Origin of the sequence: Serratia sp. 22278 (genome assembly GCF_052045405.1) — a bacterium.
GTDB lineage: Bacteria > Pseudomonadota > Gammaproteobacteria > Enterobacterales > Enterobacteriaceae > Serratia > Serratia marcescens.
This window is the reverse complement of record NZ_JBQEOW010000002.1, coordinates 57,260-73,998: the sequence shown is the minus strand read 5'-3', so window position 1 is coordinate 73,998 and position 16,739 is coordinate 57,260. Positions and strand designations below refer to the sequence as shown.

16 protein-coding genes are annotated in these 16,739 nt (G+C 54.9%); 3 read left to right on the top strand and 13 right to left on the bottom strand.

Translation table 11 applies throughout. From position 1 onward, the window contains the following. Positions 1–204: 204 nt before the first annotated feature. On the top strand, positions 205–1,932 hold the full coding sequence (locus ACTJJ6_RS04975; RefSeq protein ID WP_072271199.1) for an AIPR family protein: 1,728 nt from the start codon (positions 205–207) through the stop codon (positions 1,930–1,932). Positions 1,933–2,197: 265 nt separating this feature from the next. Here ACTJJ6_RS04975 and ACTJJ6_RS04970 read toward each other — a convergent pair whose 3' ends face one another. Next, positions 2,198–3,109 (bottom strand): LysR family transcriptional regulator, encoded by a 912-nt coding sequence (locus ACTJJ6_RS04970; protein WP_440803180.1) that lies wholly within the window; start codon positions 3,107–3,109, stop codon positions 2,198–2,200. A 107-nt stretch (positions 3,110–3,216) separates the two neighbouring features. Between ACTJJ6_RS04970 and ACTJJ6_RS04965 the strand changes: the two genes are divergently transcribed. Beyond that, positions 3,217–4,524: a serine hydrolase domain-containing protein gene (locus ACTJJ6_RS04965; protein WP_440803182.1), complete on the top strand. Its 1,308-nt coding sequence runs from the start codon at positions 3,217–3,219 to the stop codon at positions 4,522–4,524. Between the two features lie 97 nt (positions 4,525–4,621). On the opposite strand, the gene ACTJJ6_RS04960 is transcribed toward ACTJJ6_RS04965, so the two are convergent. The 10 genes from ACTJJ6_RS04960 to ACTJJ6_RS04915 all read right to left on the bottom strand — a co-directional run bounded on the left by ACTJJ6_RS04960 (position 4,622) and on the right by ACTJJ6_RS04915 (position 14,139). Next, on the bottom strand, positions 4,622–5,395 hold the full coding sequence (locus ACTJJ6_RS04960) for an ankyrin repeat domain-containing protein (RefSeq protein WP_151254636.1): 774 nt from the start codon (positions 5,393–5,395) through the stop codon (positions 4,622–4,624). Positions 5,396–5,541: 146 nt separating this feature from the next. Continuing rightward, positions 5,542–6,291, bottom strand: coding sequence for an ankyrin repeat domain-containing protein (locus ACTJJ6_RS04955; protein ID WP_440803184.1), 750 nt, complete (start codon positions 6,289–6,291; stop codon positions 5,542–5,544). A 406-nt stretch (positions 6,292–6,697) separates the two neighbouring features. Next, positions 6,698–7,447, bottom strand: coding sequence for a glycosyltransferase family 2 protein (locus ACTJJ6_RS04950; RefSeq protein WP_049298865.1), 750 nt, complete (start codon positions 7,445–7,447; stop codon positions 6,698–6,700). Positions 7,448–7,550: 103 nt separating this feature from the next. Continuing rightward, positions 7,551–8,630: an LPS export ABC transporter permease LptG gene (gene lptG, locus ACTJJ6_RS04945; protein WP_079449942.1), complete on the bottom strand. Its 1,080-nt coding sequence runs from the start codon at positions 8,628–8,630 to the stop codon at positions 7,551–7,553. Further along, positions 8,627–9,697, bottom strand: a complete 1,071-nt coding sequence (gene lptF / locus ACTJJ6_RS04940; RefSeq protein WP_016927022.1) for an LPS export ABC transporter permease LptF — start codon at positions 9,695–9,697, stop codon at positions 8,627–8,629. The genes lptG and lptF overlap by 4 nt, the downstream gene beginning before the upstream one ends. 28 nt (positions 9,698–9,725) lie before the next feature. Continuing rightward, positions 9,726–10,292: a YtfJ family protein gene (locus ACTJJ6_RS04935; protein WP_049298902.1), complete on the bottom strand. Its 567-nt coding sequence runs from the start codon at positions 10,290–10,292 to the stop codon at positions 9,726–9,728. 20 nt (positions 10,293–10,312) lie between these two features. Continuing rightward, entirely contained in the window at positions 10,313–11,182 is an 870-nt protein-coding gene (locus ACTJJ6_RS04930) for a hypothetical protein (RefSeq protein WP_016927024.1), read from the bottom strand. Then, positions 11,179–12,516 (bottom strand): lipopolysaccharide biosynthesis protein, encoded by a 1,338-nt coding sequence (locus tag ACTJJ6_RS04925; protein WP_004935553.1) that lies wholly within the window; start codon positions 12,514–12,516, stop codon positions 11,179–11,181. Before ACTJJ6_RS04925 ends, ACTJJ6_RS04930 begins: the two co-directional genes overlap by 4 nt. 72 nt (positions 12,517–12,588) lie before the next feature. Beyond that, the gene (locus ACTJJ6_RS04920) at positions 12,589–13,383 is read right to left on the bottom strand and encodes a hypothetical protein (RefSeq protein WP_048794863.1); all 795 of its coding nucleotides are present in this window, start codon (positions 13,381–13,383) and stop codon (positions 12,589–12,591) included. A gap of 30 nt (positions 13,384–13,413) precedes the next feature. Then, positions 13,414–14,139, bottom strand: a complete 726-nt coding sequence (locus ACTJJ6_RS04915) for a lipoprotein (protein WP_033632594.1) — start codon at positions 14,137–14,139, stop codon at positions 13,414–13,416. A 372-nt stretch (positions 14,140–14,511) separates the two neighbouring features. On the opposite strand from ACTJJ6_RS04915, the gene ACTJJ6_RS04910 reads away from it, so the two are divergent. Further along, positions 14,512–15,243, top strand: a complete 732-nt coding sequence (locus tag ACTJJ6_RS04910) for an ATP-binding protein (protein ID WP_015378484.1) — start codon at positions 14,512–14,514, stop codon at positions 15,241–15,243. A 70-nt stretch (positions 15,244–15,313) separates the two neighbouring features. Here the strand turns inward: ACTJJ6_RS04910 and spt are convergent, their stop codons facing one another. Beyond that, positions 15,314–16,486, bottom strand: coding sequence for a serine palmitoyltransferase (spt, locus tag ACTJJ6_RS04905; protein ID WP_143778304.1), 1,173 nt, complete (start codon positions 16,484–16,486; stop codon positions 15,314–15,316). Then, complete coding sequence (locus ACTJJ6_RS04900) at positions 16,473–16,733, bottom strand: acyl carrier protein (protein WP_016927028.1); 261 nt, start codon at positions 16,731–16,733, stop codon at positions 16,473–16,475. The genes spt and ACTJJ6_RS04900 overlap by 14 nt, the downstream gene beginning before the upstream one ends. Positions 16,734–16,739: the final 6 nt, after the last annotated feature.

Below are 16,739 nucleotides of genomic sequence, written 5' to 3'. Positions count from 1 at the left end.
TGGAAGAATAGTGAATAGTGCCATTTGTTTATTAATCTTGAGTTAATTATTTTATATTTCTGTATTTCATTGATGGAGATGGGTACGTGTGGAGACCGTTTTGTGCCAGAGACGGGCCATGACAGAATTTGTTGATTCTGACTGCTTTCAAAAGTAACCTTGGTGTATTGACGTAATGATCATTGACATTAAGTAGGGACAGTTATGGATACTTGGGAAACAGCTTACAGCGCTCTTGAAGACCTCTCAGACTATAAAGATAATGCCTTGGGATTATTTGCTCTTGGATTACGATTTGGATTGGATGATTTATCAAGCATAGGGGTCGATGCAGTAACAGACGGTTCGGATGACAAAAAGCTTGATATTGTTTTTATTAATTCAGAAGAAGAGTATGCGGTTGTAGGACAATGCTATTATTCAGAAAAAGAAAAACAAAACGCTCCGTCTAACAAAGCAAGCGATTTAAATACTGGAGTTGCATGGCTACTCCAAAGGGCCATTGATGATGTGCCAGAAAGAATAAAGCCTGCGGCAATCAACCTCCGCCAATGTATAAAGGATGGAAGCGTAAAGAGTATTTATTTGTGGTATATCCACAATCTTCCAGAATCCCATCACGTAGAGAATGAATTAGTTACCGTACAGCAAACAGCAACATCAATACTAAAAAATGAATATCCTGGGCTTAAAGTCAATATCTCTCATAAAGAAGTAGGATCTAAAACTTTACAGGAATGGTATGAAGATTGCCGGACACCCATTCTTATCAATGAAGATATTTCTTTGAGTACGATAGGTGGATATGAAATATCGGGTAAGGGTTGGACATCGTACTCAACTGCTATTCAAGCTAGAGATCTCGCTAAACTGTATAAAAAACATAAAACAAAAATATTTTCGGCGAATATTCGTGACTACTTAGGTTCGCGAAAGTCAGATTCAAACATTAATCATGGAATTAAGCAAACAGTTGAGAATGATGCTACCGACTTTTGGGCATTTAACAATGGATTGACAGTATTAACACATGCCTACACAGTTGGTGATAAATCAGTTCTGATACAAGGATTATCGATTGTTAACGGAGCTCAAACAACTGGTGCAATAGGTTCCCTAAAAAAATTGCCAGATGAGAAAGCAATGGTTCAGGCACGATTTATTGCAGTAGATAGTTCATCTGAATACCTAATTGACAACATTATTCGGTACAACAATAGTCAAAATAAAGTTGAAGCAGCTGATTTCCGAAGTACGGATAAAATACAAAAAAGACTTAAAGATGAGTTTAGTTTAATCCCTGAAGCAGAATATGAAGGTGGACGGCGTGGTAGCTCAAGTGATGTTATTAGGCGTAGGCCTAACCTGTTGGCTTCTTATACTGTAGGACAGGCTTTAGCTGCATTTCATGGTGATCCAATAACAGCCTATAATAAAAAGGCAGGCATTTGGATTAACAATAAAACATATGATAAGTTATTTAATGATAACACAAAGGCAGCGCATATTGTTTGTTGCTACGGACTGGTTCGGGCAATTGAGGCCAAGAAAAAACAACTTCAAACTAAAACTAATTTGACTCGAGATGATGAGAAGTCCCTTACTTTTCTCCGACAAAGAGGTGCAATATTCTTAACCGCCTATGCATTTTCTTATTGCCTTGAGACAATTTTAGAACGCTCGGTGCCAAATTTATTCAGAATATCATTTGGAGTTAAGTGCAGCCCAACAAAATCCATGGAAAACTGGAAGCCGGTAATCGATGCACTTATTCCATTTCTAGAGCATTTAAATTCTGCGATAGTGAATGGATTGAAAAATCAAAATGAAATAGAACAGGCTGTAAGTACTTTTAACTCTTTGGCAAAATCTACAAGAGCATTCAATGCAACAGTCTTTGATGTTTTTAAACATAAAGTGTCAGCACCCTAAGATCAAATTTTAACTCGAGTTGCTAATATTTGGTTATAAGGTGAGGAATATACTAGGCATAATCGCGGACATCTGAAAATCAATTTATAGATGTCCGTTCCTCGCTCGAAACTGCCCCTAACACCGTCGATCAAGGCAATATCCCAGCGCCAGCAGTGTTGGAGCGAAGGTGGTGAGAGGACGAAAACAGCAATCCCTGCTTAAGAACGCTAGGAAAAACAACGCAGGTGATGAGTTCTACGGTCGATTATTGGTAACAACACCGCTAATTTGACAGCAACTTTTCACCCCCAACCCCCCACCACAACCCCGGCAACAATCCCAACGTCTCATCAATCAGCGTTCGCCGGTCATTGCCCGGCTTCCAGATGGTCACCATGGTTTGGCTGATCCCCTGGCTGCCCACTTCGGTGCGCAGCGTGTTGACGTTTTTCCACCGTTCGGCATGCATATGCGTCGGCAGGAATCCCCAGCCGCAGCCCTGTTCGAGCAGGGCGCGCAGCATTTCCAGTTCGTTGGTAAAGATAGTGCGCCCGGAAATTTGCAGGCGGCGCGCCACCGGTTCGTCAGAGTCCGGGTGCATGATCACCTGTGGCGTGAGTGAGAGCTCCAACAGCGAAAGCGGCTGTTCCGCATTGGGGAAAAGCGCTTCGGCGGCGTAAAAATCCATTTCTATCGCCCCTAGGGCGCGCCACTCCATGGCGTCGCCCACGCTGCGATGGCGCGCCTGGCAGATGCCCAGATCGGCCTGGCCGCTCGCCAGCAGGCTTTCCGCCTCGTCGCGCGAGGCGTTAATCAGGCTCAGCCGTGTGTTGCGTTGGGCCATAGCGGCAATCAGCGCCTGCAGCAGCGCGCGGGGGGTAAAGGGATCGTAGACCAGCGAGATTTCCTGCGCCGCGCTCTTCGGCACGTCTTTGGCAAACGCCTCAAACGCTTTCACCTGGCGCATCAGCAGGTGCGCCTGGCGCTGCAGCTGTTCGCCTTCCGGCGTCAGGTGCAGGCTGCGCCCCTCGCGCAGGAACAGCGCATAGCCCAAGCCATCCTCGAGAAAATCAATCAAATCGCGCAGCGTCGTGCGGTCTTTGCCCAGCTTGAGCGCGGCTTTCGCCAGGCTGCCGTGCTCGGCCACGGCGGTGAAGGCTTCCAGTTGGGCAAAGGAATAAATCAGGCTCGGCACGCGGTTCTCCCGTCGATTTTGCGGGGGATTTTCCCCCATTAGGCGTTTTTTATTATAGGCCGCGTTTTTTTAAGCTGAACGCCTTCCTGAGCTAAGCGAGAAAAAATATGAAAAGCAAAGTGTTTAACCGCAGCCTGCTGGCGGGCGTTGTCATCAGTCTCTGCAGCGGCCTGTTGGCGCCCGCCGCCCTGGCCGCCTGTGCGGGCACCGAACTCAGCGCCTGTCCCGCGCCTTTCGATGCGCAATTGCCGGATACGCACAAGATGCTCACCTGGAGCCAGAGCGACCGGGTGATCGGTTTTCGTAACGACTACCGTAACTATGCCGGGGATGTATTTCACCACGGTAACGCTGCGCCGCTGCCGGCTGCCGCTAAACAGCTAACCGACGCCAGCTATCGGGTGAATGGCAAAACCTACCACCTGCAGGATTACCTGCAGCGCCAGAATGTCAGCGGCATGCTGGTATTGAAGAACGGCAAAATCGCCTGGAAATATCTGGGGCAGGGCAATACCGACGCCACGCTGTGGACGTCGCGCTCGGTGGGCAAATCCGTGGTCGCCACGCTGGTGGGTGTGGCGATTAAACAGGGCAAGATCCGCTCGCTCGACGATCTCATCACGCAATACGAACCCGATCTGAAAGGCACCGCGTGGGACGGCGTGACCCTCAGGCAGCTGATCACCCACACCTCCGGCGTGGCGTGGAATGAGGATTACACCAACCCGAAATCGGACTTCGCGCAGCTGACCGAGTGTGAGGCCAGGCCCGGCGCCTATGCCTGCGTGCGCAAGCTGGTGGCCGGTTTGCAGCGTGCGCATCCGGCCGGGCAGAACTGGTCTTACTCCTCCGGCGGCGCGTGGCTGCTGGGCGACGTGCTGGAACGCGCCACCGGCATGCCGCTGGCGGCCTATCTTGAGCAAAGCATCTGGCAGCCCTACGGCATGGCGAGCGACGGCGTGTGGCATGCCTACGCCAAAGGCCAGCACGACGTGGGTGCGCACGGCTTTAACGCCACGCTGGAAGACTGGGGGCGTTTCGGTGAGTTCATTCTGCATAACGGGACGCTGCCGAACGGCAAACAGATCTTGCCGGCTGATTGGGTAGCCCAGTCGGCCAACTGGACGCGGGCGGCGGGCTCGGTGTCGGCGGCGCATCCTGACGGCATCTACGGCTACCAGTGGTGGAACAACGAAGTGCCGGTGAATGCGGCCAACGTAGAACCCGCTCCGCAGGCATCCCTCAAGCATTCTCTGTGGGCGCTGGGGATCTTCGGCCAGATGATTATGGTCAATCAGGCGGAGAATCTGGTGATCGTCCAGTGGTCTACCTGGCCGCAGGCGGAGCCGTCTTTCAGCGCGCAACCGCTGGAGGCCTCGCTGATGTTTAGCGCGATAGCGAAGGAATTGCGTTAACCCTACGTAGCGAGCAGGGGCGGATGCCATTGCGCCCCTGAGCGGTATATTCCATGTCTTCGACGTCGACCTATCCATGCCGTAGGGTAGGGGAGTATCAATTCTCTATAGGTAGTGGAGGCCAGTCTCCACCGTTCTTAATTAACAACTCTTTTATCTTGTTGATTTTTTCTTTATCCCCGGTGTCGCCTACACCTCTATCTATAAAGCGCTGAAGCTGATTGCCCATAGTCCAACCAAACTTCCCTTTGATTTTACTATCCGCACCTCTCTCTAACAAAAGAATCGTATGGTCAAATGAATGAGAATCCAGTGAGCTTATTAACAAGGTGTTTCCCAATGAGTCCCTTGTGTTTATATCCGTACCATAATCCAGCATCACCTTTAATGTTTCAGTGTTTTTCGCGTCTAATGCTTCGAATATAATTGGCTCGTTATGCACTTTATCTCTAGAATTCGGTGGTAACCCACCATCCAACATTGCTTTTATCCAGACGTCTTTATCGCCCTGCAGGACAAACTCAGCTGGACTGCTTCCCCCTTCCGGTCTAGGTTGCAATGGGTCTGCACCCGCTTTAACCAAATCAGTAATAATGCTCAGTCTTTTTGGCGTATTTTTATCATAGATTGCGTTTAGCACCGACCAAAACAGCAGGGTCATGTCCGCCTTAACCGGTCGATTCAGTTCTTGTTTGCTTATTGAAGGAAGCTTTTCTTTCAGTTTCACTTCATCACCATCATAAATCAGCTGTGCGATGTCCAGTTGCTGGCCTTCAAAAAAATCTTGTGGTTCATATTCCATGTTTTTTTTGCATCCTTGCATTGTGAGAAAAGTAAACAGTAGCGCTATCACCATTATCAATTTGCTCATATTCTCCTCCTGAGAATGGTGGGATCTTCGTTTCTTCAGTCAGTTTTTTTGGTCTATAGCGTATTTATCGAAAGCCAGATGTAACCTGACAGCTTCAGTATAAATAACCGGCAGCTGTCAGCTCTGAGTTAATGAAATTACTGCGTTTACTTTGCTCCTTTCAGAAGCATGAGCTCTAGTATTTTCTTACACTGCACATTGTATTCTGAGCCATCCTGGCTGTCTTTTATTTGTCGATTCACTGCTGTTAACAGCGAAAGATTGTTTATATTTACCGGGTTAGGATTCGCCCCCTGATTGAGCAGTAGGGTCATGTGCTCAAAGGCTGAGCTAAAAAAAGCATCCATTAATAGGGTTTGTTGCAGGGAGTCTCTGATGTTAATGTCCGCTCCGTAATCCAGCATCACCTTTAATGTTTCAGTGTTTTTTGCTTTGATTGTTTGGAATACAATGGGTTCATTGAATACCTTATCTTTTGAGTTTGGCGGTAAACCGCCGTCGAGCATGGCTTTGACCCAAATCCCCTTGTCGGCTTTCATGACGAATTCCGCTGGGCTGCTTCCTCCCTCCGATCTGGGCTGCAACGGGTCTGCGCCAGCTTTTACCAAGTCGGTTATTATTTTCAGCCTTTCTGGCGTGTTTTTATCATAGATTGAGTTTAGCACCGACCAAAACAGCAGGGTCATGTCCGCCTTAACCGGTCGATTCAGTTCTTCCTTGCTGACAGAGGGAAGTTTCTCTTTCAGTTTCACTTCATCGCCATCATAAATCAGCTGTGCGATGTCCAGTTGCTGGCCTTCAAAAAAATCCTGTGGTTCATATTCCATGTTTTTTTTGCATCCTTGCATCATGAGAACAGTAAACAGTAACGCCATTGCCATTATCAACTTGCTCATATTCTCCCCCTGATAGTGGCGATATCCTCGTCTTTCTGATCTTCAATCATCAGGTGAAATAATATCATCGGCGATATACAGCAGTTTCAAACTGGAAAACATAGTGTGTCTCTTCCTTTGCTTGCTGCGTCTTGGCCTGTTCAGGCGGGCGCTCGCACTCCTTGCACTCGATGGCCCTTGAGGGGCATGTTATCGAACGGCAGTCAGCAATAGCTAACGGCGCATAGGACACCAAATAAGGGATAATAACGGCTCAAGCTGATTTGTAAAGCCGGCCAACTATTAACCGGAAAGTTCTTGTTTTCTAAAGGCTGCTGTAGGGTGTTAACTTCGCCGCGTAAATCGATAAACCAACGCCAGGATCAGTAGCGGCGGGGATGTACCCCTGTTTCTGTCCTTAACGCTATCAATCTTTGCCATACCAGGATTTAAAATACTTCAGGAAACTGTAGGCGACGGCATAGAAGCCAGTGACGGCGCCGACTTTACCTTCTTTCCATGCGCCGCTCAGTACGTACCATTTAAAAAATGCGCCGATCGCGCTAACGACGCCACGAAATATTGAGGGCCTAATGTCTCTGTATTTGACTACCCTTGTCGTATAGCTATTGAGCTTATTGAGTATTTCATGGAGAGAATAAAAAGTATCGTGCTTAACATTGCCGGGAATGACCGACGTCTGAATATAGCCTTCAGCGGCATCATCTACCGGAGCATCATTGAACCTGACCTGTGTTCTATTGAACAGTCGAACGGGGTAGTCCGGTGAGGAGATGGGGTAAATCGTTCTAACTGGCTGTCCGAGTACAAACCAATTCCTTTTTATTCTATAGGCTTGCTGTGGTGGCGGGTTTGCCTGCGATTTGAATGTTAAAATGGACGCTATGGTTTCGGCATCAAGGATTTCGTCGCTGTCCAGGCACAGTACCCAATCATGGTGAGATTGAGAAATCGCAAAGTTCATTTGCCGTCCATGCGTTTCGAAACGATGGTAAATAGGGTTTATTCCAAAGCTTTGGCAAATAGACAGCGTTTTATCCGTACTGCCGGAGTCCACCACAATCCACTCGTCCGCAATGCCCATGAGTGGAGAAAGCACCTCGTGCAATAAACGAGAGGAGTTAAAGGTCAGTATACAAACAGCTATCTTTGCCATTAACTAACATCCTTAAAAATCGCTGATCAGGTGAGCGCGTGATGTTTTCTCTGGAATGGAGATTGCGATTCTCTTCTTATCCCTTATCAACCTCGGAAAATGCCTAACCCCGCCGATCAAACCGATAAACCAGCGCCAGCGCCAACGCCAGGAGCAACAGGGGCGGAGCGAGGGCGGTGAAGGGCGCGTTGAGGGCGAACAGCAACCCCAGATTGAGGACGATTTGGTAAGCGATGTAGGTCAGCAGCCCAATGATGACGCCGAGCGCTAATCGGCTGCCCATGCCGGGCGCACGTGGGGCGGTGAAGGTAAACGGGATGGCCAGCAAAATCATCGCCAGCACCAGCAGAGGCTGGCCGAGTTTTTTCCACAGCGCCAGGCGGTATTCGGTGCTGGGTTGCCCAGAGCCCTGCAGATAATCGATATAGCGATCCAGCTGTTGGAGCGAGAAACTGCCCGCCGGCAGGGTCAGCTCTTTCAGGCTCGGCACCGCGAACAGCGAGCGCCAGAGCAGGCTGTCTTGCCGCGCAATCGTCTCCTTTCTGCCTTGCCAGCTTTTCTGCATCACGTTGTGCAGCAGCCAGTTGCCGTCGGCGGCGGTGCTGGCGCTGTCGGCGTAAATGTAAGACTCCAGCGCGCGGTTGGCCTGATAACGGAAGATCTCAATGCCGTGGGGCTGGTCGTTCTCATCGACGGTTTTTACCGTCACAAACTCGTTGCCGCGCCGCGCCCACAGCGGGTTAACGGTGACGTCGTTACTGTTCGACTGCGCCAGCGCGTTGTTTTTCATCTGCAGCGCGCGTTGTTGCAGCGGCGAGGCGGCCCATTCATCGAGGGCGCCGAGCGAGAGGTTCATCAGCAGCCCGGCGGCGAGCATCACCAGCGCGATGCGGAATATCGACATCCCGGCGGAACGGATCGCCGTCAGCTCCAGGCTTTTAGACAGCTGCCCCAGCCCGACGATGCCGCCGAGCAGCGCGATAAACGGCCCCAGATCGACCAGGCTGCGCGGCAGCGTCATCACGGTCACCAGCAGCGCCTGCTGCCAGCGGTAGCCGCCCGGAGTGACGTCCTCCAGCTCGTTGATCAGCGTAAAGGTGGTGAACAGCGGGATGAGCAGCCCGGCCGCGGCGGCGAAGCCGATGAACACGTTGCGGATCAGGTAACGGCTAAAAATAGTCATCGGGAGGGTTTCCGCAGCAGGGATAAGTCGCGCGCCAGCAGCAGGGCGATGCCGACAGCCATCGCCAGCGGCACCAGCCAAACGCCGGGGATCGTCGGCAGAGAGCCGTTGGCCACCAGCGTGCGGCAAATGTTGCCGCCATAGAAAATCACGGTAAACAGCACCGTCAGGGGCAGCAGCGCGGCGTAGCGCCCCTGCCGCGGCTTGATGCGGCTAAAGGGGATCGCCAGCAGCACCATCAGCACGGTGGTCAGCCCACGGCTCTCGCGCCATTGCAGTTCGGCGGCGTCGCCCGGATCGGCGGAGCGCGCCAGTTCCGCCGGCGAGGCCGACTTGTGCCGGCTCTCGGCGCTGGGCACGAACGGTTTGAGCGCGATGTCAAAGTTGTCGTAATTCTGGCCGTTGTCGTCGGCGCCCTGGCGATCCAGCACATAGGCGGTGCCGGTTTTCAGCCGCACGGCGGGGCTGGCGGGAGAGGCGTCGAGCACTTCCACCGACTGCGCGCGGTACAGGTTGGTGTGATGGCCGCCGCGCACATAAATCAGGGCGTCCGTCAGGTGGTTGGCCGTTTTGTCGACGTGATTGGCGAGGATCATGCGGCCGTTGCCGCTGACGTTGAATTTGTCGGCCTGCAGGTGGCTCACGTCCAGCACCGATTGCGACTGTTGCTGCAGCTGATAAATATTGGCGTACGCCCAGGGCCTGCCATACAGCGACAGCAGCGTGACCGCGATCGCCAGCGGCACGGCGAGCAGCAGCACCGCCTTGTACAGCCGCAGCGGGCTGGCGCCGGCGGCCAGCATGGCGGTGATCTCCGCATCGCTGTACATCTGGCTCAGCGCGACCGCTACCGAGACATACAGCGCGACGGGCAATATCATCTCCAGCGCGATCAGCGATTTATAGAAAACCACGTCGGCCACCACCCGCAGCGCCAGCGTGCCGTTGGCGGCGTCGGTCAGGTAGCGCTGGGCGGAGTAGCTGGCGAACATGAAGATCAGAAACCCGGCGATCATCATCACCAGGCGGCGGATCTCAACCGTGATATAGCGTTCAATCAAAGACATGCGTTATCAGTTCCCGGCGGCGTGCGCTTCATGGCGTCTCCTGCGCGATCAGCGCGCGCAGCAGGGCGATCACCTGGTCAACTTCCTGCGGGGTGAGTGAGCCGTCCTTCGCCCACTGCACGCGCCCGGCCTTGTCCAGCACTACGATGGTGGAGCTTTCCTCCGGCAGCCGCCAGGCCATGCGCCCCAGCCCGTCGCTGTCGACGATGAATTGCGCCCAGGGATAATGCCGCTTGTTTTTCTCGATCTTGCCGCGCACGAAGAAGCCGGAGCCCGGTATCGCATCGTCGGTGTTGACGATGGTGGTCGGCTGGAAGCGATCGCCCGGCAGGTTCGCGTCCTTAACGGCGTTGATCAGCAACGAGTTCTTCTTTTTGGCGGAGGTGCGCCCGGCGATGTACTGGATCACCCGCACCTTGCCCGCCAGTTTTGCGCTGTTCCACGGCCGGTAACTGAAATCGCCGTTGCGCAGCAGCAGCTCGCCGCGATCGGCGATGGCGATCGGCGCCACCGGCCGGCCATGCACGAAGTTATGCGCGGATGCCGCCAGCGGCGTCAGCAGCAGGGCGAGGGCCAGCAAGCGAGGTAACGTCATCATGGCTACGGGCAATGCGCTTATCTGCCCGCCGCGATGGCCGGCTGGGAAAACGACAGGGGAAAGCGCGCCAGCAGCAGCTCCAGGCGCTGGCGGATGTCGATATCCAGGATCGCCGGCCGATCATAGATATCGCCGCCGGCCAGCTTGTCCGCCACCATCACGTCATGCCGGTCACCCATCAGGCCGTTAATCGCCGCCAGGAAGCGCGAGATCTGCCGGGCCTCGCGGTTGTCGGGATCGATCGATCTCAGCGTGTCGTAGAACGAGACCTGGCGGCTGACGATTTTGCGCACGTCATGGAACTGATGCCCGGTCAGCGCCGGGCCGGCGATCAGCGTTTGCAGCTGGCGCATTTGCTCCTGACGGTAGGTGATAAAGCCCTGTGCGCTTTCCAGCCGGGTGTGGCGCAGCGCATAGCGCACGTAAGACCACACCGGCTTGCTGAGCAGCAGCCGCAGCAGGTTGCCGTACAGCGTCAGGTTCTTCTGGTTGCCGTTGCGAAACGCGTCCTGAAAATGGCCGAGCACCACGGTGGTGGTGTGGAACAGGCGGTTGGCGCGGTGGGGGGCGCCGTACAGCTGCTGGGCGAAGCGCAGGTGCTTATAGCGGGCGCGGATATATTTGTAGCGCATGCGGGTCGCCGCCGCCAACTGCGGGTCTTGCAGGAAACCGTTCACCAATTGCAGCAGCTCGCGGCGGGAAAAGCCGTCTTCCCAAAACTGCAGGCACAGCGCGTAGTTGTCCCGAATGCTCTCGGGGGAGCATTCCAGATCGATCTGCTGCGGCAGGCTGATATTCGCCTCAACCAGGTCGTCCTCTTCCACCGCGACAAACAGCGCCTGGGTGGTTTCGGCGGAGAACTTTTTCCAATTATTGCTAGCGGTCATTGATTACTCTCTTTGGGCACATTCAGCCCCAACATAAAGCGATTGCGGTAGGCGCCGATCGTCGGTATCAGGGATAACAGAACGTCTAAACATTGCCCAAGTAAATAAGCGAAGGCGGCGCCCTGCACGCCGAAGGCATACGCCATCGACACCAGCAGCGCAATGTAGGCCGCCGAGGCCGTCGCCTGCGCGATCAGGAAAGCGCGCTGCTTGCCCGCCATAAACAGTAAGGATTCCTGCGGGAAGCCCATCATGGAGACGATGATCGCGCCCAGCATGATTTGAATCAGGTCATAGGCTTCCAGGTATTGCTGCCCGAAGACCGCGGAAATAAGCGGCTTGCCCACCAGCAACATCAACACCGCGACGGCCAGGCCGATGCCGCCGGCCAGCAGCGAGGAGCGCAGGCCGAGCAGCCACGGGGTCTTGGTGCGCGGATCCAGGCGCATGATCTCGGGATAGAAGCTTTTCTCCAGCAGCTTGGCCGGGGTGCCCGTCGCATCGAAGAAGGTCATGGCGATCTTGAACAGCCCGGCGGCGGCCGGCCCGAGCACCACGCCCACCAGCACGGTGGTGCAGGAGTTGCGCGCGGCCCAGATGGTATGGGCGATGTTGGTGGTCCAGACGAAGTTCCAGGCGCCCTCGATGCGGCGCGCGACGTTGAACAGGCGCGGCCTCAGCGCGCCGTGGATATCGCGGCGGCGCAGTTCGCGCGCAGTGAACCACCAAAACAGCGTGCCGCCGATCAGGTTCGAGGCGTACCAGGTGACGATAAAGCCGGGGAACCCCAGATCGAAATAATAGGAGATGACGCTGCCCACCGCCTGCAGGAACGGCTTGATCGCCTGCTGGATGGCGATGAGATCGAAGCGGTTGAAGGCGCGCAGCACGCCGGTCGGCGTGGACGAGGTCATCGATGGGATCAGGGTGCAGTACAGCATGGCGAGCCAGAAGCTTTCGCTGTCCAGCCCCAGGGCGTGAGACAAGAACGGCAGCATGATCATGCCGCCCAGCACGGCGATGACGCCGCTGGCGATATCCAGGCCGAAGGAGAAGGCGACGACGTCGCGGAAGCGCCCGGTATTTTGATGCTCCAGCGCCGGAGTGCCGAATTGCACCACAAACTGCCAGGTCTGGAATTTGATGAAATCGCTGACCGCTTTGGTATAGGCCTGGATCACCACCAGCACGCCGAACATTTCAGGCGACATGCCTTTACCGGCGCAGGAGAGCGCCAGCAGGCCGAGCAGCGCGCTGGCGACGCTGCCGGAGCCCAGGTAGGCGGCATTACGTAAAATGGAACGAAACGCGCCGTCGGAAAACCACCGTTTCATAGCCCAAACCAGCCGTTATCGTTGTTTTGCTGCATTTTGTGTTCCGCAGTCATGCGCTTGCCCTGTATTCGTTTAATAAACCTGAGTTTCTTTACCGGCGTTCTCGCCGGGTTGCCCGAGATCGCTCTGCGGGCGCTTCGCGGGGTTCACCACGGCGGAAATGGCGTTGAGCGCATTGCTCAGCACCTCGTCGTAAGGGGCTCTGGCGTCCAGTTCGATGATGCGCGAGCCGTTGTATTGCAGGCGCACCATGGCGGCGATCTTGTCTTTCAGCTCTTCGTAACTGTGATCGGGCTTGCGGGAAAAGGCCGTATCGACGTCGATATCAAGACGAATGATCAGCGCCGGCCGATAGACGGCCATGCGTTGATATAAACGGCGTTCGCGCGCCGCCAGGCGGCTTAATAGCCACCCTTTTGCGCGTTCCACGCCGATGCCGGGCCCATCGTAGTAAAAACCTGAGATTTCCGCCTGCGGGTAGCGATCGCTGATCACCAGAACGCCGCTCTGCGCCAGCCGCCGCACCTTGCGCAGGTTGGATGCGCGCCACAGCGAAAAGCCGTACATGATCAGCGCCGCCCACAGCGCCGGCGGCCTGTTGCTCATGCGCTGGGTTTTGTCGGATTTCGCCGCCAGGCGCCGTTCCAGCCACACGCCGATGAACGGCAACTTTTTGATTTTGTCGCCGTCTTCGCCGGAGATCAGCCCCAAATAGCGCCGCTCCGTGGGGCGATGTTGCTGCAGGTTTTTCACCAGGTCGGCGGTCAGCGTGGACTTGCCCGTGCCGTCGCTGCCCACCACGGCAATCAGCCCGGTGATGCAGACGGGAGAGGTATCCTGTTCGGCGGTGAGTTTATTTTTTTTCATCTGTTTCGGTACGAAAAGGTTATTTGTCGGCTAGGCATTGGCGGCCCTCAGCGATATTTTAACGGCGCGCAGCGATGCGTCGAAAATACGGTCGGCGGGTTCGCGGCCGTCTAAATCCAATATGTTAGCGCCGTTAAACGTCAGGTGCGGGATGACGGCGATCTTTTCACGCAACGCCGCCAGCGAGTGATCGGGTTTGCGTGAATAGGCCGTTTGTTCGTCAATATCCAGCCGAATTAATAATAAGGGCTGATAAGACGCCATCCATTGGTACAGGTTTTGTTCGCGCTTTCTCAGCCAGCGGATCCAGCGATTGCCGCCGGCGGTTTTCGCCAGCTGCGGGCCATCGAAACGAAACCCCGCCACTTCGGCTTGCGGATAACGATCGGTGATCAGTAATGCGCCGCTGCGGCTTTTCTTCAGCATGCGACGGAATTTATAAACGCGCCAATAGGAGAGTAAAAATATCACCAGCGCCGTGGCATTATCCGGCGGTGTGGAAGGGCGCTCATGCACGCGTTCCGATTTCTTCAGCAAATAACGCCCGAAGGGCGCGCCAATAATCGGCAGCGAACTGATCCATTCGCCAATACGCCCGGAAGACTGGCCGAGATACAGCAGTTCGGCAGGTTCTTGTGCCGATAACGCGTTGACCAGGCTGGCGGCTAACGTGGATTTTCCCGAGCCGTCACAGCCGGTTATCGCTATTACGCGCACGGGCGAGCGATCAGATGAAGGTCTTATCTGCTGACTCACAATAATTGATCCAATGCGAAAAAAACTATTGTATTCCAATACGCCTTGGGTTCAAGATATTTATTGTGCTTTGCTGCGATAAAATAATGAGATCGGTATTCTTTTTCGTTATTTGAATTGATATTCATGGCGTTTGTTCTTGTTATTTTGTGCTAATTGTTCGTGCGTGGGCCGGTTTCGCTTTTTATGTTAATTCTCGGCATGGCTCACGACGAAAAAAGAGCAGAGGTTTTCAATTTTCGCTTAATCTTTTGTGCTTTTTGGCGCTGCGTATGGCAAATTTTTTTTCACGCAGCCACCGCGGCAATGATAAGCGATCGTTCGCTTCAAATATGGCACGCCGTTTCTGGTGTATTGAAAGAGAGTCTTATTATGAGTGCAAAATTTCCGCCGCTGATTGCGGTTATCGGCAGCGACGGATCGGGTAAGTCCACCGTTTGTGAACATCTGATCGAGTATGTGAAACATTATGGCCCGGCGGTGCAGGTGCATCTGGGCAAACAGGCGGGCAACGTCGGGCGCGCGGCGGCGAAATTGCCGTTGCTCGGGCGCTCGGTGGGCAAGGCTATCGAGAGCAATACCAAAAAAGTCAAAACGAAAAAATCCCGGATTGGCCTGTTGCCGTCGGCGGTGATCATCGCTTTCGTGGGGCGGCGGCTGCTGCGTTTTCGCCGCATGCTGGCGTATCGCCGGCAAGGGTTCATCGTGTTGACCGACCGTTTTCCGCAGGCGCAGATCCCTGGCGCTTACGACGGCACGGTTTTTCCCGTCGACGTTGAAGGCAGCCGTTTCGTCCGTTGGCTGGCGGCGCGTGAACGGGCGGCGTTTCAATGGATGGCGGGGCAAAAACCGGATCTGGTGCTCAAGCTGAATGTCAGTCTGGACGTGGCCTGCGCGCGCAAACCCGATCACCGCAAAGCGGCGCTGGAGAAGAAGATCGCCGTCACGCCGCTATTGACGTTCGAAGGCGCCGACATCGTGGATCTCGATGCCGATCGGCCGATCGAAGAGGTGCTTTCGGCGGCGGAAAAAGCCATCGCGGAATTTATGGCGGCGCAGGGGTATCGCTATTCGGCTGATGGGGTATCAACGGCTGCGCACTGAGGCGCGCATCGGTTCGGCAGGGCGGCGAGGCCATTTTCGGCACCGCCGCCGCGGCCGAGAAGGAAAGGCTTTATTTTTTCAGCGCCGCAAAGGCGCGCACGATGGTGTCGATTTCTTCATCACTGTGCGCGGCATTGACGCTGCAGCGCAGCAGGGTCACGCCCGCCGGCGCGGCCGGTGGCAGCACCAGGTTCACATAGACGCCGTGGGCGATCAGCTCGCGCCAGAAACGCAACCCTTCTTCCTTTGAACCGATCATGACCGGCACCACCGGGCTGATGCGCGGCCCCAGGGTATAGCCCAGCTCGGCGAGGCCGTGGTACAGACGGTGCGCATTGCTCCACAGTTTTTCCCGCAGCTCGGGATGGCGGGCGATTTTTTGCAGCGCCGTGCGCACCGAAGCGATGCTGGACGGCGACGGCGAAGCGGTAAAAATATACGGCCGGCTGCTGTAGCGCAGCACGTCCATCCCCTTGCCGCCGACGGCGAAACCGCCGATCGAAGCCAGGCTTTTGCTGAAGGTGCCCAGGATGATATCCACATCTTGCTCGACGCCTAGCGCTTCGGCCAGGCCGCGGCCGCGCTCGCCCATTACGCCGAAGGAGTGCGCTTCGTCCACCAGCAGATACCCGCCCAATCGCCGCTTGATGTCGACGATTTCCACCAGCGGGGCGACGTCGCCCAGCATGCTGTAGATGCCTTCCACGATAATGATCGCTTCGCGGGCGCGTTCGCCCAGGCGCACCATGCGGCGCTCCAGATCGGCGGCGTCATTGTGGCGGAAGCGAATAATTTCCGCGCCGCCGAGGGCGCAGGCGTCGTAAATGCTCGCGTGGCTGTCCGCGTCGATCAGCACCACGGCGCCCGGCCCCGCCAGCGTGCTGATAACGCCCAGGTTGGCGGTATAGCCGGTGGAGAACACGATGGCGCTTGGGCGATCGAAGAATTCCGCCAGCTCCCGTTCCAGCGTCAGGTGCGATCCGTAACTGCCGTTCGCCATGCGCGAGCCGGTGGTGCCGGTGCCGAGCGCGGCCAGAGCCGCCTGGCCGGCGGCGATCGCCTGCGCATCGAACGTCAGGCCAAGGTAATTATTGGTGCCGGCGAGGACAATCTTTTGAGCGCCGATGCGCCCCTGGGTGGCGGAATACACTTCGTCGATACAGGTGCCGAACGGATTCAGACCGGACGTTTGAAATTGTTCACGGTCATTGGCGAGCCGCGCAAACTTATCATACAGACCCATGGTTTTTCTCCAGATAAGGGCGCAGCGCGTCAAGCAGTTGCTCAGGCGTTCTGACATCAAGCAATATATTGATAGGAATGGAGATATCTAATTCATCTTCCAGCATCATCAGCAGATCCAAGACTCTGATGGATTCCAGGCCAAGATCATTGACGAGATCGCTATCAGGTTTTATTTCCACTCCGCCTTCGACGATACCTTGCAAACACGTCAGGATATAATCCATTACAGCATCGCGATTTAGCATAAGAAC